The sequence below is a fragment of the Micromonospora chersina genome, assembly GCF_900091475.1.
GTDB classification, from domain to species: Bacteria; Actinomycetota; Actinomycetes; order Mycobacteriales; family Micromonosporaceae; genus Micromonospora; species Micromonospora chersina.
Genome location: NZ_FMIB01000002.1, coordinates 1,629,776 through 1,649,338 on the forward strand (window position 1 = coordinate 1,629,776; position 19,563 = coordinate 1,649,338).

The following is a 19,563-nucleotide window of genomic DNA, read 5'->3' on the forward strand; positions in this document are numbered from 1 at the left end:
GACGGCGTCGTGCGGATCGCGCTGCCCGACGGCCGCAGCGTGGCGGCCGGCGACGAGGGCGTGGACGCCGTCCTCTCCGAGGTGCTCGGCGAGCCGGTGACCCTGGTCGACACGCCGCCGCCGGACGCGGTGCTCGAACGGTCCCGCCCCGAGGAGGTGCTCGCCGCGGGGGTGGCGGTGCCGGTGCCGGTCGACGAGGGGCGGCTCGGGGCGGCCGCGCCGCCCGGCGGCTTCGTCGACTTCGCCCCGGTGCACCTGGTGACCACGGCGACGCTGCGGCGGATCGGGGCGGAGCTGCCATCGGGGGTGGTGGACCCGGTGCGATACCGGCCGAACCTGGTGCTGGACACCGCCGGCCCGGGGTTCGAGGAGAACGACTGGCTGGGCCGGGAGCTGCGGATCGGCGCCGACGTGGTGCTGCGGGTGGTGGCCCGCACGCCCCGCTGCGCGGTGCCGACCCTGGCGCACGGTCGGCTCCCCCGCGACCCGGAGGCGCTGCGCGTGCCGGCCCGGCTGAACCGGGTGGTGCCGCTGGACGGCCTGGCGCCGCAGCCCTGCGTCGGTGCGTACGCCCAGGTGGTCCGGGCGGGGCGGGTGCGGGCGGGCGACCCGGTGCGGCTGGCGTGAGCCGGCGGGCTCAGCCCTCGTCGCGGCCGCCGACGCGCAGCACCGCGTACGCGTCGAGCAGGTTCTGGAGGGCGCCGGCCGTGGCCTCGTCGAGCTTGCCGTCGTCGGCCAGGTCGCCGATCCGCTCGCGCAGGTCCTCGACCCGCTTGGCGCGGTCCCTCGGCTTGCCGCGGTCCAGCTCGGCGGCCTTCTCGCGCAGGTCGTTCGCGGTCTTGCGGTCGATGCGCCCGTCCGCCACGGCCTGGTCGACCACGTCGGCGAACTGCGCGGCGAGCTGGCGCAGGGTGACCGGCGCCGGCAGGGTGCTGGCCGGGCCGGAGGTGGCCGGCTCGGACGGGGTCGGTTCCTCCGCCGGCGCCGTGCCGGTCGACGGGCCGGCGACCGGCCCGGTGCCCGCCGGGGTGTCGGAGTTGTCGCCGAGCAGCAGCGTGCCGGCCAGGGCGAGCAGCAGCACCACCCCGGCGGCCACGAGTGCCCCGATGAGCCGGTTCGACCGGGTGGCCGGCCCCACGGGCGGTGGTGGGACCGGGCGGGGGGCCCGCTCGACAAGCGTCGGCGGGTGCTCGGGGCGGGCCACCGTGGGCAGGATCGCGGTCGGCGGGTCGGCCGGTTGGCCGGCGCCGAGCCGGGTGGCGAGCTGGGCGGCGGTGGGCCGCCGCACCGGGTCCACGGCCAGGCAGGCCAGGGTGAGGTCGGCGATGTCGGCGGGCAGCCCGGGGACGCGCAGCGGCGGCACCGGGGGCCGGTGGGCCTGGACATCGAGCACGTCGTCCCAGGTCTGCACGGGCAGCGGGGCGCGCCCCGTGAGGGTGCGGTAGAGCAGGGCGCCGAGGGCGTACACGTCGCTGGCCGGGTTGGCCGGGCCGGGGGTCATCCGCTCCGGCGCGAAGTACGCCGGGGTGCCCATGAGCAGCTCACCGGTCTGCCCCGCGAGGGGGTGGTGGGGGCCGGCCAGCGTGGCGATGCCGAAGTCGAGCACCTTCGCGCCGGTCTCGGTGAGCATCACGTTGCCGGGCTTGATGTCGCGGTGCACCACGCCGATCCGGTGCGCGGCGGCGAGGGCGGCGGCGATCTGCCCGGCCAGCCGGACGGCCTCCGGCCAGGCGAGCGGCCCGCCGGTCAGCCGGTCGGCGAGGGTGCGCCCCTCGACCAGCTCCATGACGAGGTAGGGCGCGACCGAGCCGTCGGGCAGGGTGGCCTCGCCGTAGTCGTACACCTGGGTGACGTGCGGGTGGGTGAGCCGCGCCGCCGCGCGGGCCTCGCGCTGGATGGTGGCGCGGAGCTGCGGGTCGGCGGCGAGCTGCGTGGCGAGGGCCTTGACCGCGACGGGGCGGTGCAGGACCTCGTCGTCGGCGCGCCACACCTCGGACATCCCGCCGAGCCCGATGCGCTCGCGCAGGACGTACCGATCGTGCAGCCGGAGCGAGGGCGTGAACGGCGACATGGTGGTCCAGTGTGCCTGGCCGGTGGGGCGCCCCACCAACCCGGTGCCGGGTTCCGCGCCGTTCGGGCGGTTCCGGGTCGAACGGGGTGCCGTCCGGGTGGCGCCGGCCACCCGGACGGGCCGCCGACCGGGGTCAGGACTGGCAGGTGGGCACCCGCGCGGGGCGGGGCTCCATCCGGTCGGCGAGGCGGCGCAGCGCCGCCGCGGCGGCCAGCCGGGTGGGCGCCAGCCGCGGCTGCCGGGGCCGGTCGGTGCGGACCGGGGCGTCGGGGCGGGCGGAGTTCACGTGCCGGGTGACGGCGTCGACGGCAAGGACGAAGCCGGTGGAGTGTTCCATGGTCAACTCCTGGGGACGGGACCGGTGGAGGTCCGGACGACAAGTTCGGTGGGGAGCAGGAGCTGGCCGTCGGCCGGGTCGGCCGGCGGCTCCAGCAGCAGTGCGGCGGCGAGCCGGCCCTTGTCCTCGGCCGGTTGCCGGACGGTGGTCAGCCCCGCGGCGGCGGCCTCGGCGACGTCGTCGAAGCCGGTGACCGAGAGGCCGGAGTCCGGGCCGGCCGCGTCGAGCACTCCGAGCGCCAGCACGTCGGAGCAGGCCAGCACGGCCGTGGGCGGGTCGTCGCCGGCCAGCGCCGGTGCGACGGCCGCGGCGGCCGCCGCCCGGCTGTTGCCGGTGGCGTTGAGCACGGTGATGGCCGGCCACGGGACGCCGACGGCGGCGAACGCGTCGGCGAAGCCGGCGAGCCGGTCGCGGGTGGTGGGTCGGGGCGCGTCGCGTGGGTCCGCGAGCCGCAGGGGCCCCGACGGCGCGTCGGGCAGCACGGTGTCGCCGAGCAGGGCCACCCGCCGGTGCCCGAGGCCGGCGACGTGCGCGGCGACGGACCGGGCGGCGGCCCGCTCGTCGATGCCGACGAAGCGGTCGGCCGGGCCGGCGGCGCCGGGTGCGGTGGTGACGAGGGGCAGCCCACGGTCGCGGATCGCGGCGAGCACGTGCTCCTCGTCGCCGACGCAGTAGACGCAGAACCCGTCGACCGCGGCGTTCTCGACGGCGGCCCGCGTCCGGTCGCGGTCGCCGGACAGCGGCACCAGCAGCAGGCTGGTGCCGTGCCGCTCGGCGGCCTGGCCGACGCCGGCGAGGAAGCGCACGGCGAACGGGTCGGTGAACGCGTAGGAGAGGTCGGAGGTGAACAGGACGCCGATCGCGCCCACGAAGCCGCGGCGCAGCGAGCGGGCGGTCGGGTCGGGGCCCGGGTAGCCGAGGCGGCGAGCGGCGTCGAGGATCTTCGCCCGCAGCGTCGCGGAGAGCTGGTCCGGCCGGCTGTAGGCGTTGGAGACGGTGCTGCGGGACACGCCCACCGCGTTCGCGACGTCCTGCAGGGTCGGCTTCGCCACCGGTCTGCCCTTCTGGATCGATTCAGTGCTGTATCGATTCAGAAGCTACTCCGGCGATCGGCGGGAGTCAACGGGAGACGGTCAGGCGGGGTACAGCTCGTCCCGGATCCGGGCCAGCAGCTCGGGGGTGCGCTCCGGCGGCGCGGCCTCGCCGCAGAGCCGGTCCATGGCCCCCGCGTAGTGGTCGAGGTCGTCGCGCCGGTCGAGGTAGACCGCGCTCGTCAACTGCTCGATGTAGACGATGTCCGGCAGGTCCTGGTCGCCGAAGCGCAGGATGCTGAAGGCGCCACCCGCCGCGGCGTGCCCGCCGGCGTCGAAGGGGACGATCTGCAGCCGGACGTGTGGCGCGCCGCTCGCCTCGATCAGCGCGTCCAACTGCCCGCGCATCACCTCGCGGCCACCGACGGGCCGGCGCAGGGCGGCCTCGTCGACCACCGCCCAGAGCTGCGGCGGGTCGCTGCGGCGCAGCAGCTCCTGGCGTTCCATCCGCAGGCTCACCCGCCGCTCGACCTCCGCCGGCGGGGCGCCGCGGTGGCCCAGCAGGATCACCGCCCGGGCGTACGCGGGGGTCTGGAGCAGGCCCGGGACGAACTGCACCTCGTACGTGCGGATCAGCGCGGCGGCGGCCTCGAGCCCCAGGTAGGACTGGAACCAGCCGGGCAGCACGTCACCGTAGCGGTGCCACCAGCCGGGGCTGTTCGCGTCGCGGGCGAGCGTGAGCAGCGCCGCCCGCTCGTCGGGCGCGGTGACGCCGTAGAGGGTGAGCAGGTCGGCGACGTCGCGTTCCTTGAAACCGACCCGGCCGAGCTCCATCCGGCTGATCTTGGATTCGGAGGAGCGGATCTCCCAGCCGGCGCTCTCCCGGCTCACCCCGGCGGCCTCGCGGAGCCGGCGCAGCTGCGCCCCGAGCAGCATGCGCAGCACGGTCGGGCCGCTGGTCGGGCCTCCCTCGACGGGCACCGTCGTCACCTGGCCGTCCTTCGCATGCCGACTGTCCTGACCGGACGCCCCAGCCCGGCCGAGGAGTAAGCATGTCATGGACCGACAGTGATGGGTACTCCCCCGGACGGAGGATTCGGTCCCGTCAGCGGGACGGCGACCGGGCGATCAGGTGGTCGAAGTCGCCGTCGCGGGCACCCAGCACGAACGCGGCGATCTCGTCGACCGTGTAGATGAGCGCCGGGCCCTCCGGGTGCCGGGAGTTGCGTACCGCGATGCCGCCGCCGTCGGGCAGCTCGGCCAGCTCGACGCAGTTGCCGCTCGGGTTGCTGCGCCGGCTCTTGAGCCACCGCACCGGCGGCAGGTCGGTGGTGGGTACGCCGTTCGGCGGCTGCTGCATGGGGGCGTCCTTCGCGGGAGAGCCAGCCGATGCCGCGGGGAGGAGCGGTGGGTGGCGACGGGGTGCTGTCGACTGTAGACGGAGATGCACGTGCATCTGCTATTGCATCTGCAATGGACAGCGAGCATGATACTGCACAGTGCGGTGTACCCGGACGTTCACGCTCGGTTACCCGGATCCCGGTTGCGAGCAGGGCGAACATCCCGGCCGACGCCGTCCGGCGCGGCCCGTGGACTGCGGTGAGGGAGGGCGCGTGCCGGATCCGATGACCGTCGCCTCCGGCATCTCCGCGATCGGCGCCCTGGCCTCCGCCTGGCAACTGCGCCGCCGGGCCGTCCGCGCCGAGGCCGAGATCCAGCTGCTCCAGGCCGAGCTGGAGGCCGAGCGGCACGCCGCCAGCCACGACCCGCTCACCGGTCTGCCGAACCGGCGGGCCTTCTTCCGGCTCGCCGCCACCCTGCTCACCGACGCCGCCGGCAAGCCGCTCGTGGCCATCGTGCTGGACCTCGACGACTTCAAGCAGGTAAACGACCGCTACGGGCACGCCGCGGGCGACCAGGTGCTGGTCAGCGTGGCGCAACGGCTCGCCGCGTTCGCCGGGGACAACCTCGTCGCCCGGCTGGGCGGCGACGAGTTCGCCGGCCTGCTGGTCAGCCCGACGGTGGACCGGCGCTGGATCGAGCACGCCACCCGCCGGCTCTGCGAGGCGCTCGCCGCGCCGATCCCGCTGGGCGCCCGCAGCATCCGGGTGACCGCCTCGGTCGGGCTCGCCCCGGTGCACGGCCCGACCCAGCTCACCGACGCGCTGTGCCGGGCCGACGCGGCGATGTACCAGGCGAAGACGGTCGGCGCGGCCCGCGCGGCCCGCCAGCTCGTCGCCGAGTGCTGAGCCGGCCGGCCGGTCACCGGAGTCGCAGCCTGTGCCCCGACCGTGACCGGGCGCTGGTCAGCGCCAGCCGTAGCCGGCCCGCAGCGCCTGGCCCACCCGGTCGAACCGGCGCCGGTCCAGCACCGCGCCCTCGCGGCGGATGCTGTCCTCGCGCATGGTGAGCACCCGGTCCAGGCGGACCCAGCTCGGCCGCTGGTCCCGGTCCCACTCCCCCGGGCCCAGCGCCAGCCAGTGCCGCTGGCCGTCGCGGTCGCTCTGGCTGGACAGCATGAGCCCGAACAGCGTGCGGCTCTGCCGGCCCACCACCAGCACCGGACGGTCCTTGCCCTGGCGGGGGTCGTCCTCGTACGGCACCCAGGTCCAGACGATCTCGCCGGGGTCGGCCTGCCCGTCCAGCTCCGGCGCGTACGCCAGCTCGCGCCGCTGCAACGCGGTGACCTGGCGGCGCCGGGCGACCTGGGCCGGAATCGGCCGGGCGGTACGGGTGGGCGCGGCCGCGCCCCCGGCGATCCGGCCGAGCCGGGACGCCACGTTCCTCAACAGACCTGCCACGGCGGGCAGCCTAATCCGGGTCCCACCCGGGCGCGCGGCGGGGAGGACCCAGGGCAGCAATTGGGTTGTCCGACGGTGGCGCGCGGGTGACCATGGCCGGCATGGTGGGGGATCCCGGTGTGCGGACGCCGCTCCAGGGCGGGCTCCCGCCGATCGGCGCGGTGGTCGGCCCGGTGGTGGAGATCGCCTGTGACGAGTCCGGATTCTCGGGCACCAACCTGCTCCACTCGACCGCCCCCGTCATCACGCACGCGAGCGTCGACCTGGGCGTGGACGAGGCCGTCGGGCTGATCACCGCGCTGCGCTCCGGGTTCCGGTTCGCACCCCACGAGTTCAAGTCCGGGCAGTTCCTCCGCGGTCCGGGCGCGGCCGAGGCGCTGGAGTGGTTCCTGGGGGCGCTGTGGGGCCGCGCGTCCGTCCACCTGGTCGACAAGGAGTTCTTCCTCGTCACCCGGATCGTCGACCTGCTGCTGACCGAGCCGTCGTACGCGGCCGGCACCCGCCTGGCGCAGGAGCACCGGCCGGCCGCTCTCGCCCTGTACCGGGCCGGGCGCGCGGCCGGAAGCCAGTGGGACGTCTTCCTGGCGGCCTTCGTCGACCTGGTCCGGACCAAGCGCCGGCAACCGGACCACCGGATCGTGCAGCGGTTCTTCGACGCCCGGGACGCGCTGGCACGAACCGGCCTGGGCACCCGGGCCGAGGCCGTCCTCGACGGGCTCAGCACGGCCCACGTGTGGTCCGTGGTGACCAGGCTCGACAACGAGGACCGGTCGATCCCGCCACCGCTGGAACCGCTGCTGCCGGCGCTGGCGGAGACGGTCCTGACCTGGAGCGGCGGACGGCGGCAGGTGCTGGTGGTCCACGACGAGCAGAGCGCCCTCACGGCCGACCGGTTGACGCGTCTCCAGCGGGCGCTGGCCGATGACGGCACCGCGCCAGCGGCCGCCACGGTCGGGGCGTTGCCGGCCGGCGTGTCGCCCCTGGCCGGGCTCGTGATGGTCGACTCCCGCGACGATCCACGGGTCCAGGTCGCCGACCTCCTCGCGGGGGTGGCCCGGAGGTCGCCGGAGATCAGGAATGACGCCCTGCTCCAGCCGCTGTTGTCCCCGACGTCACTGCACGACCCCGAAGGGTGAGGCTCGCCGACGTCCGGGGCCACGGGACGACAAGGTGACTACCGGGCTGTCGTTGATCCGTCTCCGGGCGCCCGCCCGGCACCGCACACTGACCCCCATGAACCCTCCGGCCGCGTTCCTCGCCGATCCGCCGCAGAGTCCGTCGGTGACTGCCGCCTACGAGGGCGACCTCACCTCCGACGGTTACGTCAACAACCTCACCCGGGTCTGGTGCTGGCGTCCTGACGTGCTGGCGTCCTTCCAGGCCCTGCGGGCCGACCTCCTGGCCGGGTCGGGCCTGTCGCCCCGTGAGGTGGCCGTGCTTGTCGCCGCCACCGCCGCCGCCCGCGGCGACGCCTACTGCGCGCTGGCCTGGGGCGCCCGGCTGGCCGACCTCAGTGACGAGGCGACCGCGGCGCACGTGCTGCGCGGCGCCGACGGTGACCTGTCCGAACGGGAGAACGCGCTGGCCGCGTGGTCCCGTCAGGTCGTCCGGGATCCGAATGCCGCGACCGAGGCCCACGTGGAGCGCCTCCGCGCCGCGGGTCTCGGTGACCAGGAGATCTTCGAGGCGACCACGTTGATCGCGTTCCGGCTGGCGTTCTCCACCGTCAACGACGCGCTGGGGGCACGCCCGGATCCGCAGCTCGCCGAGAAGGCGCCCCGGCTCGTCCGCGAAGCCGTCACCTTCGGCCGCCAGGTCCAGTCGCACCCGGCCCCGGCTCCCAGGGACAGTGGCGTCGGGTGACGCGCGTGCCCGCGCCGGCAGCGCGGGCGTGGCCGGGTCAGGCGGGGCGGCGGGCCAGGACGAGGGTGGTGCGCAGGTCGAGGACGACGGTGCCGCCGAACCCGTCGATCGCCGCGCGGACCGCGGCGAGCACGCGGTCGCGCAGCGCGGGCGGGCGGCGTAGCTGCGGCGAGAACGTGCCGAGCAGCCGCAGGTAGGCCGCGGTGTCCAGCGGCAGGTCGCGGCGGAAGACCGGCACCCGCAGGTCGGTGAAGAGGCCACTGCCGGCGATGTCGTCGTGGAACCAGCCGTCGGGTCGGTCGTTCCGCTGGTGCGGGTCGACCGACTCGAACGCCGCCCGGATGGCGGCCCGCTGCCCGGGGTCGACGTAGTCGTAGCGGTGACCGAACACGGCGAGGGTGCCGCCGGGACGCAGGGCGTCGTGGGACCGGCGGTTGCGGGTGGCCGGGTCGAGCCAGTGCCAGGCCATGGCGCAGGCCAGCACGGACACACCGCCGGGCGGCGGGGTCCACTCCTCGAAGGGCGCGGTGACCACCTCGACCTGGGGGAAGCGTTCGGCCAGCACCCGGGCCATCCGGACGTCGGGCTCGACGCAGGTCGTCGGCGCACCCAGGCCCAGCAGGGTGGCGGTGGCCAGGCCGCTTCCGGCGCCCACCTCGACCAGTGCGTCGGGCGGTCCGCCATGGTATGCCCGGATCGCCGCGACGATCTCGGCCGGATAGCCTGGGCGGGCCTCGTGGTAGGCGCCGGCCACCTCGCCGAAGAGCTGCGACATGACCGCCATCCTCGCAGCGCCGGCCGGTCGCCGCCGCCCCGTCGGGAGGAGTGCCGTGGATCCGGAGATACCCCGCGACCTGCCGCTGTTCGAGCGGACGGCCGTCCGGCTCGTGGTGCTGGACGACACCGACCGGGTGCTGCTGTTCCACACCCGCGACCCGGACCACCCCGTGCTGGGCACCTGGTGGGAACTGCCCGGTGGCGGGCTCGACCCCGGGGAGACGTACCTGGAGGCGGCGGTGCGGGAGCTGCGCGAGGAGGCCGGCATCGTGGTCGCGCCGGCCCAGGTGGGTGCGCCGACGTGGCGGCGGCGGGCCAGTTTCCGGCACCGGCAGCGGCGGCACCTCCAGGACGAGGTGGTGGTGGCGGTGCGGCTGCCCGGCCCAGGGCCGGACGTGGACGAGGCGGACCGGCTGGACTACGAGGTGGAGGACTATTTCGGGTTCCGCTGGTGGCCGGTGGCCGAGGTGGTCGCCGACCGGCCGCGCTGCTACCCGGGGCGGCTGCCGGAGCTGCTGCCGGCGTTCCTGGCCGGCGAGGAGATCGACGAGCCGTTCGAGTTGTGGTCGTGACCGGCGTGCCGGACGCGACGCCGACCGGCACAGTGGAGCGGTGAATCCTCTCCACGCACCCCTGGCCCACTACGCCGAGCGGCTGCACCGCGCCGCCGGCGACGCCCACCACGTCGCCTCGCCGCTGGGCGCCTGGCTGCTGCTCGCGCTGACCGGCCCGGCCGCCACCGGCGAGGCCCGGGCCGCCCTCACCGAGGCGCTCGGCACCGACGCGGACGACGCCGCCGCGGCGGCCCGCGCGCTGCTCGCCGAGCCGCACCCGCTCGTCGCCGCGGCCACCGCCCTGTGGGAGCGGACCCCGTTCGAGGAACTGGCCGCCTGGCGGGCCGCCCTGCCGGACCGCACCGAGCGCGGCCCGCTGCCGGACCAGGCGACGCTGGACGCCTGGGCCCGGGAGCGCACCGGCGGCCTGATCGAGCGGTTCCCGCTCGCCGTCGCACCGGACACCCTGCTCATCCTGGCCAGCGCGCTGGCCACGCGGGTGTCGTGGGCGGACCCGTTCCAGGTGGCGCCGGCCGCCGATCTGGGGGCCGGCAGCGCGTGGGCCGGCCGGCTGCGGCGGGTGCTGCGGACCCCGCCGTGGGGGCACCGCTGCTGGGTGGGGGCCACCGAGCGGGCCGGCGACGTCGCGGTGCACGCCGCGCCGGCCCGGCCGGCGGACGGCGGGGCCGGCCTGCTGGTGGTGTCGGTGGCCGCCGCGCCCGACGTGCCGGCCGCGGACGTGCTGGCCGCCGCCCAGGAGCTGGCCGCGACGGCCGCCACCGCCCCGGAGGGCGTCGAGCCCGGCCGGCGGTCGCTGTTCGACCTTCCGCTGGGCGAGACGCCGCTGTGGACGCTGCGGGAGGAACCGACCCGGACGTTCGCCGCGGACGGCCGGGTGGAGCACGCCTCGGCCGTCCTGCCCTGCTGGTCGGCGGAGAGCCGGCACGACCTGACTCCGGCCGGGTTCGGCTTCGACGGGGCCGCCCGGGCGCTGGGCGCGCTCCTCGGGCTGGCGGAGCCGCCGTTCGAGGCGGTGCAGTCCGCGGTGGCCCGCTTCGGCCGGTACGGCTTCGAGGCCGCCGCGGTGACCGCCTTCGGGATGGCGGCCGGGCTGCCACCGGAGGGCATCGCCCGGCTCGCGGAGCTGCGGTTCGGGCACCCGTACGCGGTGGTGGCGGTGGCCACCGACGAGGCGGGCGGTCCGTGGCACGGGCTGCCGGTCTACTCGGCCTGGGTGGCCGAGCCGGCGGAGCTGCCCGAGGACGAGGTGGCGGACCCGCCGGAGCAGTGGTGAGCGCGGGGGCCTCCGGTCGCGGCCGGAGGCCCCCACCCGCCTAGGCGGCGACCTTCTCCCGCTCCGCAGCCCGAGCGGCGAGCCGCCGTTCCCGCTCCTGCGCGCCGATGAGGTCGTCGGGCAGGGAGTCCTCGACCTCCAGGTCGAAGCGGCGCAGCAGCCGGATCGCGAAGCCGCCCAGGGTGATCAGGATCAGGACCAGCCCGAAGCAGACGTACGCGAAACCGATGCCGCGGCCCGGCCCGGTGCCGATCACCGCGCCCACCGACCCGGCGAGGGCCCCGCCCGGGGCGAGCATCGGCTCGAACAGGGCGGTGGCGCCCGGCGCGAGCAGCGCGAACCCGATGGGCAGCGTGGACCAGGCGATGGTCTGGTTGAGGCTGAACACCCGGCCGTGGAAGCGCTGCGGCACCTTGACCTGCACGATGGTCGCGTAGATCGACTGCGCGGTGGTCATGGCCATCGCGAGCCATGCCATGCCCACGCAGATCATCGCCACCGAGGCGTCCAGGCCGATGAGCACGCAGCCGATCGCGGTGCCCAGGTTGCCGATGAGCACGCCGATCATCCGCCGCTTGCGCGGGCCGCCCCAGAGCGACATGAGCACGCCGCCGGCCACCGCGCCGACCGCCTCGGCCAGTGCCACCTGGGCCACCTGGGTCGGGCTGCCGAAGGAGAGCACCAGCGGGGTGGCGAGCACCAGCGCGGGGGCGAGGAAGATGTTGCCCAGCGCGAAGTAGCCGAGCATCAACCGGAAGCCGCGGTGCTGCCAGGAGTAGCGCAGGCCGTTGGCGATGGCCACCAGCAGCCGTTCCCGGGGCCGCCAGCCGAGCAGGTCGGGGAAGCGGACCACGGCCAGGGTGAGCACCGCCACGACGTAGCTGGCCACGTCGATGAGCAGGATGCCCTTCAGCTCGATGGCGGCGAGCAGGCCGGCCGCGAAGACCGGCATGAGCAGGGTGGCCACACCGGTGGAGAGCTGGGTGATGCCCATGGCGTGGCCGAGGTAGCGCTTCGGCACGAGCTGCGGCACCGCCGACTGGAACGCGATCCGCTGGAACGACCCGGCGACCGAGCTGAGCGCGACCAGCAGGTAGATGTGCCAGAGCACCAGGTTGTCGGTCCACAGCAGGGCTGCCAGGACCAACTGGACGGATCCGGCCGCGGAGCTGGCCAGCATCATGATCCGGCGCCGGCTGACCCGGTCCACGATGGCGCCGGCCACCGGGAGCATGAACACGCCGCAGATCAGCGCGAGCGCCCAGAGCAGGCCGAGGTCGGCCACCGACCCGGTGCGGTTGAACAGCCAGATCGGCAGGGCGAACGCGGTCAGCGCCGACCCGGTGCTGGAGACGAGCTGCCCCACGGTGATCGCCAGGAAGCGGCCCATGCTGGGCTTGACCGTCTTGGCGGCCGGCCGCTCCGCGGCGCCGACCGCCAGCCGGTCGAGCACCGCCCAGCCGGCGTCCTCGCCCCGCGCCTGCGGGCCGAGGTCCGCGACGTCCCCGGCGACCACCGCCGGGTGCACCCGGGTGACGATCTCGGCCAGTTCCTCGGCGCGGTACTTCAGGAAGAAGTGCCCGGCCTGGTCGAGCACGACCAGCCCGAGGGTGTCGCTCAGGAACTGCCACTCGGCGTACCGCTCGCGGTAGTAGTCGGTGACCGGGTCCTCGGAGCCGACCACCGAGATGATCGGGGCGCGCAGCTTCGTGGCCCGCTGGTCGAGCAGTCGGGTGAAGTACTCCTCCGAGGCGCGGGAGTCGGCCCGCATGTTGCTGATGATGCGGTCGGCCTGCTCCGGGTCCAGCTCGTCGGTGTCCACGCCCATCGACTTGAGCCAGCTGGCGTAGTGCTTGTTGCTGCGCAGCTGTTCGAGGCGGTTGCGGGCGGCCGCGAAGAAGCCCTTCGGGCGGGCGAACGGGAACATCGCGCCGATGTAGACGGCGTCGAGGTCCCGCCCGGCCGCCTCGACCTTGCGGGCCACTTCGGCCACGATGGCGCTGCCCACGCCGCAGTGGCCGTAGAGGGCCAGCGGGCCCTCGACGCGCTCCAGGATCTCGTCGGCCACCCGGGTGGTCAGCTCGTCGAAGGGCAGCGCGTCCTCGCTGAGGCCGACGTCGTGGCCGGGGATGGCCAGGGACCACAGCGTGTGCCCGGCCGGCAGGGCGTCGGCGAGGGGCTGGTAGACAATGGCGCTGCCGCCGCCGTACGGGACGCAGACGTAGCTGAGCACGCGCTGGGCGGCGGAGATCGGCTTGGTCAGCTCGTAGAGCAGCCGGCGCGGACCGGCCTCGGCGGCGTCGCCGGAGATGTACGCGCCCAGCTCGCGGATGGTCCGCTGCTGGAACAGGTCCATGACGCCGACGGCCCGGCCGCCCAGCTCCGCCTTGCGGATCTTCGCGACCACCTGGGTGGCGAGCATGGAGTGCCCGCCCAGGTCGAAGAAGTCGTCGTCGATGCCGAGCGTGTCGACGCCGAGCACCTCGGACCAGATGGCGGCGAGGGCCCGCTCGGTGTCGTCGCGCGGCTCGACAAGCGCCACCGACGCCTCGCGGGTGACCACGGGCGCGGGCAGCGCCCTGCGGTCGAGCTTGCCGTTCGGGGTCAGCGGCAGCGCGTCGAGGGTGACGAACGCGGCCGGCACCATGTATTCCGGCAGGGTCTCCTTGAGCGCCGCCTTCAGCGCCGCGTGCTCGGCCGGCCCGACCAGGTACGCGGTGAGCCGCTTGTCGCCGGGGCTGTCCTCGCGGACGATCACCGCGGTCTCGGTGACCCCGGGCTGCTCGCGCAGCGCGCTCTCGATCTCACCCAGCTCGATGCGCAGGCCGCGCAGCTTGACCTGGTGGTCGATCCGGCCGAGGAACTCGATGACCCCGGTGCCGTCCGGTGCGACGACCCAGCGGGCCAGGTCGCCGGTGCGGTAGAGCCGGGCGCCCGGCTCGCCGGAGAAGGCGTCGGGCACGAACTTCTCGGCGGTCAGTGCCGGCCGGCGGTGGTAGCCGCGGGCCAGCCCGACGCCGCCGATGTGCAGCTCCCCCGCGACCCCGACCGGGCACTCCGCGCCGGCTGGGTCGAGCACGTGCAACCGCAGGTTGGCGATGGGCGCGCCGATCGGCACGCCGGTCACCTCCGCCAGCCGGGCCGGGTCGCAGTGCCAGGCCGTGACGTCGATGGCCGCCTCGGTCGGGCCGTACAGGTTGTGCAGGCCGCACCAGGGCAGCCGGGCCGTGAAGTCGACAGCGGAGGCCAGCGGCAGCTCCTCGCCGGAGCAGATCACCCGGCGCAGCGCGGTGGCCGCCTCGACGCCCTCCTCGGCCAGGAAGACGGTGAGCATGGACGGCACGAAGTGGGCCGTGGTGATCCGCTCGGCGACCAGCAGGTCGCGCAGGTAGCCGGCGTCCTTGTGGCCGCCGGGCTTCGCGAGCACCAGCCGGGCGCCGGTGCGCAGCGGCCAGAAGAACTCCCAGACCGAGACGTCGAAGCTGGCCGGTGTCTTCTGGAGCACCGCGTCGTCGGCGCCGAGGCCGTACGTCTTCTGCATCCAGTCGAGCCGGTTGACGATGCCCCGGTGGGTGTTCGGCACGCCCTTGGGCCGGCCGGTGGAGCCGGAGGTGTAGATGACGTACGCCAGGTGTTCCGGGCCGGCGGTGGGCGCCGGGTCGGTCGCCGGCTGGTCGGCCCAGACCGTGGCGTCGTCGAGGGCGAGCACGGTGGCGGCGGTGGCCGGCAGCACGTCCCGCAGGTGCTCCTGGACCAGCACCACGGGCGCGTCCGCGTCGGTGACCATGAAGGCGAGCCGGTCCGCCGGGTACTCCGGGTCCAGCGGCAGGTAGGCGCCGCCGGCCTTGAGCACGCCGAGCAGGCCGGCGACCAGCTCGACGGAGCGTTCCGCGCAGACACCGACCAGGGTCTCCGGGCCGACGCCGGCGGCGCGCAGCCGGTGCGCGATCCGGTTGGCCGCGACGTTCAGCTCGGCGTACGTGAGGCTGCGGCCCTCGATGGTGACCGCCACGGCGTCCGGGGTGGCGGCGGCCCGATCCTCGACGGGGCCGTGCAGCGTCTGGTCGCGCGGGAAGTCCGCGGCCGTGTCGTTCCACAGGCCCAGCAGCGCCCGCTCGTCGGCGGGGAGCAGCTCCAGCCGGGAGACCGGGGTGTCCGGCGCGGCCACGACGGCGGCCAGCAGGATGGTCCACCGCCGGGCCATCCGCTCGACGGTGTCCCGGGTGAACAGGTCGGTGTTGAAGACCAGCTTGCCCCAGAGCCCGTCGACGGTCTCCACGGCGTGCAGCTCGAAGTCGAACCGGGTGGCCCGCAGTTCCATGGGGGTCCACTCGAAGCTGACCTCGTCGCTGCGGGACACCCCGCGGAACCGGCCCATCTCGTAGTTCTGGAGCACGAACATGGTCTGGAACACCGGGGAGCGGCTCACGTCGCGGGGCAGCCCCAGCTCGTGCACGACCTTGGCGAACGGCACCTCGGCGTGCTCGAAGCCGTCCAGCACGCTGCGCCGGGTGCGCTCCAGCAGCTCGACGAAGGTGGGATCGCCGCCCAGCTCGGCGCGCAGCGGCAGCATGTTGATGAACATGCCGACGACGTTCTCCAGCTCCGGCGCCGACCGGCCGGCCACCGAGGCCCCGACGGCGAAGTCCTCCTGGCCGGCGTGCCGGGCCAGCAGCACCTGGTACGCGGCGAGCAGCGTCATGAACAGGGTGCCGCCGGTGGCCCGGGTGAGCGCGTTGAGCGCCTCGGTCTCCGCCGGGTCGAGCTGGAACTCGACGAAGTCGCCCCGGTAGGTCTGGGTGGCCGGGCGGGGCCGGTCCAGCGGCAGTTCGAGGGGGGTGATCCCGGCGAGGCGCTGCTTCCAGTAGTCGACGTGCGCCCGGGCCTGCGGGCCGTCCAGCTCCTCGGCCTCCCAGACGGCGAAGTCGCCGTACTGGATCGGCAGGGCGGGCGGCTCGCCGCCCCGGTAGAGGGTGATGAGGTCGCGCAGCAGCACGTCCACCGACCAGCCGTCACCGACGATGTGGTGCTGGCCGAGGAACAGCACGTGGTCATCGTCAGCCAGCCGGATCAGCAGGGCCCGCAGCAGCGGCCCGTCGGCCAGGTCGAACGGTTCGGCGGCGGCCGCGTCCACGAGCGCCTGCGCGCTCGCCTCGTCCGGCGCGTCCACGATGGTCAGCGGCACCTCGACGGACTCCTCCACCACCACTGTGGGGCGGCCGTCGGAGTCGGCCGGGAAACGGGTGCGCTGCGACTCGTGCCGGGCGCTGAGCGCGGCCAGGGCCGCGCGCAGCGCCTCGACGTCGAGCGGGCCGCGCACCCGCAGCGGCACCGCGATGTGGTACGCCGCCTCGCCCGGGGCGAGCTGGTCCATGAACCAGACCCGTTCCTGGGCGTACGACAGCGGCACCTCGGCGCCGGCGGGCCGGGGGGTGATCCGGGCCGCCGGGGCGGCCTGGCGGGCGCGCAACCGCTTCGCGATCAGCGCCTGCCGGGCCGCCTCGCGGGCCGGGTCCTTCAGGTCGGTCATCAGCTGCTTTCCTCTTCCGCCGCGAGCAGCGCGGCGACCTCGCTGTCGGAGAGCCCGTCGAGTTCCGCGGCGATCCGCTCCTCGATCTGGGCGGCCAGGTCCGCCACCACGGGGCTGCTGAACAGCGCCCGCATGGGCAGGTCGACGTCCACCTCGGCGCGGATCCGGGCCATGGCCCGCATGCCGCGCAGCGAGTTGCCGCCGAGGGTGAAGAAGTCGTCCAGGGCGCCGACCTTCTCCACCTGGAGGATCTCGGCGTACACCTCGGCGACCAGGGACTCGGCCTCGGTGCGCGGCGCCACGTAGGCGTCCTCGGCCGGAGCGGCGGCGGCCGGTGCGGGCAGCGCGGCCCGGTCCAGCTTGCCGTTCGGCGTCAGCGGCAGCGCGTCGAGCCGGACCAGGGCCGCCGGCACCAGGTGCGCGGGCAGTTCCCGGGCCAGCTCGGCGCGGACCGAGTCCTCGTGGGCGGGGCCGACCAGGTAGCCGACAAGGGTCGGCTCGCCGCCGTCGGTGCGCACCGCCGCGGCGGCCGCCCGGACGTCCGGGTGGGCCAGCAGGGCGGCCTCGACCTCGCCCAGCTCGATCCGCATGCCCCGCACCTTGACCTGGTCGTCCCGGCGGCCCAGGTAGTCCAGGCTGCCGTCCGGCCGCCAGCGGGCCAGGTCGCCAGTGGCGTACATCCGCGACCCGGGCGGGCCGTACGGGCAGGGCAGGAAGCGCTCGGCGGTGAGGCCGGGACGGCGGTGGTAGCCGCGGGCGAGCTGCGCGCCGGTGACGTACAGCTCGCCGACCACGCCCGGCGGCACCGGCTGGAGGGCGGCGTCGAGCAGCAGCGCCCGGGTGTTCCAGGTGGGCGTGCCGATCGGCACCGGCCCCGGCGGGACGGGCTCGCCCGGGGCGATCCGGGCGGCCACGCAGCCCACGGTGGCCTCGGTCGGGCCGTACTCGTTGACCACCGCCACGTCCGGGTGGGCGGCCCGCCAGGCGGCGAGCTGCTCGCCGGTCAGCGCCTCGCCGCCGATCACGAGGTCGGCGGTGGGCGACAGCTCGCCGTCGAGCAGCGGCAGGTGGCTCGGGGTGACCTTGAGGAAGGCCGGCCGGCCACCGGCCCGCGCGGCCGGCTCGTCGACGGCGGCGAGCCGGACCGTGCCGCCGGCGGTGAGGGTGCCGAGCAGGCCGGTGACGGTGAGGTCGAAGGAGACCGGCGAGTGCAGCAGCGCGACGCCGGCCAGCCCCGGGTAGGTGTGCCGGGCCCAGGCCAGGTAGGCGGTCACCGCCCGGTGCTCCACCACCACGCCCTTGGGCCGGCCCGTCGAGCCGGAGGTGTAGAGCACGTACGCCGGGTGCCCGGGGCGCAGCGGGCTCCGCCGGTCGGCGTCGGTGAGGTCGCCGTCGGGCTGGTCCGCGCCGAGTTCCCCGTCGAGGACCAGCGCGTCGCCCGGCACCAGGGCAGCGGTGTCCGGGGTGGCCACCACCAGGGCCGGCGCGGCGTCCTCCAGCAGGTAGGCGATCCGCCCGGCCGGGTAGCCGGTGTCCACCGGCACGTACGCGGCGCCGGACTTCAGCACGGCGAGCATCGCCACCACCAGCTCGCAGGAGCGGGGCAGGGCGAGCGCCACCCGGGTCTCCGGGCCGGCGCCGCGGGACACCAGCAGCCGCGCCAGCCGGTTCGCGGCGGTGTTCAGCTCGGCGTACGTGAGCGGCACGCCGTCGCAGACCAGCGCCGTGGCGTCCGGGGTGGCCGCGGCCTGCCGCTGCACCTCGTCGACCACGGTGGCCGCCGGCACCTCGTGCGCGGTGTCGTTCCAGGCGCCCAGCACCAGGTCCCGCTCGGCGTCGGTGAGCAGCGGCAGCGCGGCGACGGTGCGCTCCGGGTCGGACACGGCGGCAGTGAGCAGCGCGACGTACCGCCGCACCACCGTCTCGGCGGTGGCCCGGTCGAACAGCGCGGTCCGGTAGACCAGCCGGCACTCCCCCGCCGTGATGTCGAAGGCCAGGTCGTCCTTCGTGGTGCCCAGCTCGACCGGGTCGAGGCCGGAGTCCGGGATGTAGTTCAACGCGGTCTGGAAGATCGGCTGCACCGACGGGTCCCGCTGCGGGTCGACCGCCTCGACGATCTTCTGGAACGGGGTCTGCCCGTGTTCCATGGCGTCGACCAGACCGTCGCGGACGCGGCCGAGCAGCGCCACGAAGGACGGGTCGCCGGAGACGTCGCAGCGCAGCGCCACCGGGTTGACGAACATGCCGATCAGCGGGGCCAGCTCGGGGGTGTCCCGGCCCGCCGTGGAGACGCCGACCACCACGTCGCTGTCACCGGAGATCCGCGACAGCAGCGCAGCGAAGCCGGCCAGCAGCACCATGTACGGCGTGGCCGTCGCACCGGCGGCCAGCCGGCCGATCCGGTCCAGCAGCCCGTCGGGCAGGTCGAAGCGCACCTCGTCGCCGGCGAAGCCGAGCTGGGCGGGGCGGGGCCGGTCCAGCGGCAGGTTCGTCACCGGCGGCGCGCCGGCCAGGTGCCCGGTCCAGAACGCGAGCTGCCGGTCCAGTTCCGCCCCGGCGAGCTGGTCGCGCTGCCAGACCGCGAAGTCGGCGTACTGGATGGGCAGCTCGGGCACGGCGGGCTCGGCGCCGGTCTGCGCGGCCGCGCAGAACGCGGTGAGCTCGGCGTGGAACAGCACCGCCGAGTGGCTGTCGAAGACGGCGTGGTGCACCACGAAGACCAGCGCCCACGAGTCGTCGATACGGACCAGCCGGGCCCGCCACAGCGGCGGCGTGTCCAGCGGGATCGGGGTGCGGGCCAGCTCGGCCCGGATCTCCTCGAACGCGGCCAGCCGCTCGGACTCGGGCAGGTGGCGCAGGTCGGTGGTGGGCAGCGGTACGGGCTCGTGGGCGCGGACCACCTGCACCAGCGCGCCGTCGTCCTCCCGCAGGTGGGTGCGGAGCGCCTCGTGCCGGGCCACCACCCGGTTGACCACGTCGGTGGCCGTGTCGGCGTCGACGCCGGCGGGGAAGCGCCACGGGATGGACACGTTGAACACCGGCGAGCCGGCGTCGAGCTGGTTGGCCATCCACACCCGCTCCTGGGCGAAGGAGGCCGGGAAGGTCCACTCCTGGCTCATGAGTGGGCCTCGCGTACGGAGCGGGGGCGCATGTCGGTCCAGACCGTGTCGATGTGGGACAGGCACTCCTCGCGGGTGCCGGCGAAGCCGGTGTCGTGCCAACCGGCGGGGAGGTCCCGGTCGGCCGACCAGATCGAGTACTGCTCCTCGTCGTTGCGGACGACCAGGAATCGGGGTTCGGCCATC

At 75.3% G+C, this 19,563-nt stretch carries 16 protein-coding genes; 6 read left to right on the forward strand and 10 right to left on the reverse strand.

All coding sequences use genetic code 11. The features are described from left to right. Window positions 1-9: 9 nt before the first annotated feature. Window positions 10-627, forward strand: a complete 618-nt coding sequence (locus tag GA0070603_RS07560; RefSeq protein ID WP_208862838.1) for an MOSC domain-containing protein — start codon at window positions 10-12, stop codon at window positions 625-627. Between the two features lie 10 nt (window positions 628-637). Here the strand turns inward: GA0070603_RS07560 and GA0070603_RS07565 are convergent, their stop codons facing one another. The 5 genes from GA0070603_RS07565 to GA0070603_RS07585 form a co-directional block, all read right to left on the reverse strand. Beyond that, window positions 638-2,071: a serine/threonine-protein kinase gene (locus GA0070603_RS07565; RefSeq protein WP_091321678.1), complete on the reverse strand. Its 1,434-nt coding sequence runs from the start codon at window positions 2,069-2,071 to the stop codon at window positions 638-640. A gap of 133 nt (window positions 2,072-2,204) precedes the next feature. Next, window positions 2,205-2,408 carry a hypothetical protein gene (locus GA0070603_RS07570; protein WP_091309193.1) on the reverse strand — a complete coding sequence of 68 codons (204 nt, stop codon included), beginning with the start codon at window positions 2,406-2,408 and terminating at the stop codon, window positions 2,205-2,207. A 2-nt stretch (window positions 2,409-2,410) separates the two neighbouring features. Further along, a complete protein-coding gene (locus GA0070603_RS07575) occupies window positions 2,411-3,460 on the reverse strand; it encodes a LacI family DNA-binding transcriptional regulator (protein ID WP_091309197.1) in 1,050 nt (349 codons plus the stop codon). An 81-nt stretch (window positions 3,461-3,541) separates the two neighbouring features. Next, on the reverse strand, window positions 3,542-4,429 hold the full coding sequence (locus GA0070603_RS07580) for a Sco1979 family transcriptional regulator (RefSeq protein ID WP_091309200.1): 888 nt from the start codon (window positions 4,427-4,429) through the stop codon (window positions 3,542-3,544). A gap of 115 nt (window positions 4,430-4,544) precedes the next feature. Continuing rightward, complete coding sequence (locus GA0070603_RS07585) at window positions 4,545-4,799, reverse strand: DUF397 domain-containing protein (RefSeq protein ID WP_091309203.1); 255 nt, start codon at window positions 4,797-4,799, stop codon at window positions 4,545-4,547. Between the two features lie 253 nt (window positions 4,800-5,052). Between GA0070603_RS07585 and GA0070603_RS07590 the strand changes: the two genes are divergently transcribed. Then, on the forward strand, window positions 5,053-5,688 hold the full coding sequence (locus tag GA0070603_RS07590) for a GGDEF domain-containing protein (protein WP_091309206.1): 636 nt from the start codon (window positions 5,053-5,055) through the stop codon (window positions 5,686-5,688). A gap of 57 nt (window positions 5,689-5,745) precedes the next feature. Here the strand turns inward: GA0070603_RS07590 and GA0070603_RS07595 are convergent, their stop codons facing one another. Then, on the reverse strand, window positions 5,746-6,240 hold the full coding sequence (locus tag GA0070603_RS07595; RefSeq protein ID WP_091309209.1) for a type II toxin-antitoxin system PemK/MazF family toxin: 495 nt from the start codon (window positions 6,238-6,240) through the stop codon (window positions 5,746-5,748). Window positions 6,241-6,341: 101 nt separating this feature from the next. On the opposite strand from GA0070603_RS07595, the gene GA0070603_RS07600 reads away from it, so the two are divergent. Beyond that, window positions 6,342-7,376 carry a hypothetical protein gene (locus tag GA0070603_RS07600; protein ID WP_091321680.1) on the forward strand — a complete coding sequence of 345 codons (1,035 nt, stop codon included), beginning with the start codon at window positions 6,342-6,344 and terminating at the stop codon, window positions 7,374-7,376. Window positions 7,377-7,473: 97 nt separating this feature from the next. Further along, window positions 7,474-8,103, forward strand: a complete 630-nt coding sequence (locus GA0070603_RS07605) for a carboxymuconolactone decarboxylase family protein (RefSeq protein WP_091309213.1) — start codon at window positions 7,474-7,476, stop codon at window positions 8,101-8,103. A gap of 37 nt (window positions 8,104-8,140) precedes the next feature. On the opposite strand, the gene GA0070603_RS07610 is transcribed toward GA0070603_RS07605, so the two are convergent. Continuing rightward, the gene (locus tag GA0070603_RS07610) at window positions 8,141-8,878 is read right to left on the reverse strand and encodes a class I SAM-dependent methyltransferase (RefSeq protein ID WP_167544518.1); all 738 of its coding nucleotides are present in this window, start codon (window positions 8,876-8,878) and stop codon (window positions 8,141-8,143) included. A 55-nt stretch (window positions 8,879-8,933) separates the two neighbouring features. On the opposite strand from GA0070603_RS07610, the gene GA0070603_RS07615 reads away from it, so the two are divergent. Together GA0070603_RS07615 and GA0070603_RS07620 are read left to right on the forward strand one after the other, a co-directional pair. Continuing rightward, entirely contained in the window at window positions 8,934-9,452 is a 519-nt protein-coding gene (locus GA0070603_RS07615) for an NUDIX hydrolase (protein WP_244282443.1), read from the forward strand. 40 nt (window positions 9,453-9,492) lie between these two features. After that, window positions 9,493-10,728, forward strand: a complete 1,236-nt coding sequence (locus GA0070603_RS07620; protein WP_091309223.1) for a hypothetical protein — start codon at window positions 9,493-9,495, stop codon at window positions 10,726-10,728. Window positions 10,729-10,768: 40 nt separating this feature from the next. Here the strand turns inward: GA0070603_RS07620 and GA0070603_RS07625 are convergent, their stop codons facing one another. From GA0070603_RS07625 to GA0070603_RS07635, 3 genes are read right to left on the reverse strand one after another with little or no spacing between them, the layout of a single operon-like run. Then, window positions 10,769-16,258 carry a non-ribosomal peptide synthetase/MFS transporter gene (locus GA0070603_RS07625; RefSeq protein WP_091309227.1) on the reverse strand — a complete coding sequence of 1,830 codons (5,490 nt, stop codon included), beginning with the start codon at window positions 16,256-16,258 and terminating at the stop codon, window positions 10,769-10,771. Beyond that, complete coding sequence (locus GA0070603_RS07630; protein WP_091309231.1) at window positions 16,258-19,377, reverse strand: non-ribosomal peptide synthetase; 3,120 nt, start codon at window positions 19,375-19,377, stop codon at window positions 16,258-16,260. Before GA0070603_RS07630 ends, GA0070603_RS07625 begins: the two co-directional genes overlap by 1 nt. Next, entirely contained in the window at window positions 19,374-19,562 is a 189-nt protein-coding gene (locus GA0070603_RS07635; protein ID WP_091309234.1) for an MbtH family protein, read from the reverse strand. Before GA0070603_RS07635 ends, GA0070603_RS07630 begins: the two co-directional genes overlap by 4 nt. Window position 19,563 lies beyond the last annotated feature (1 nt).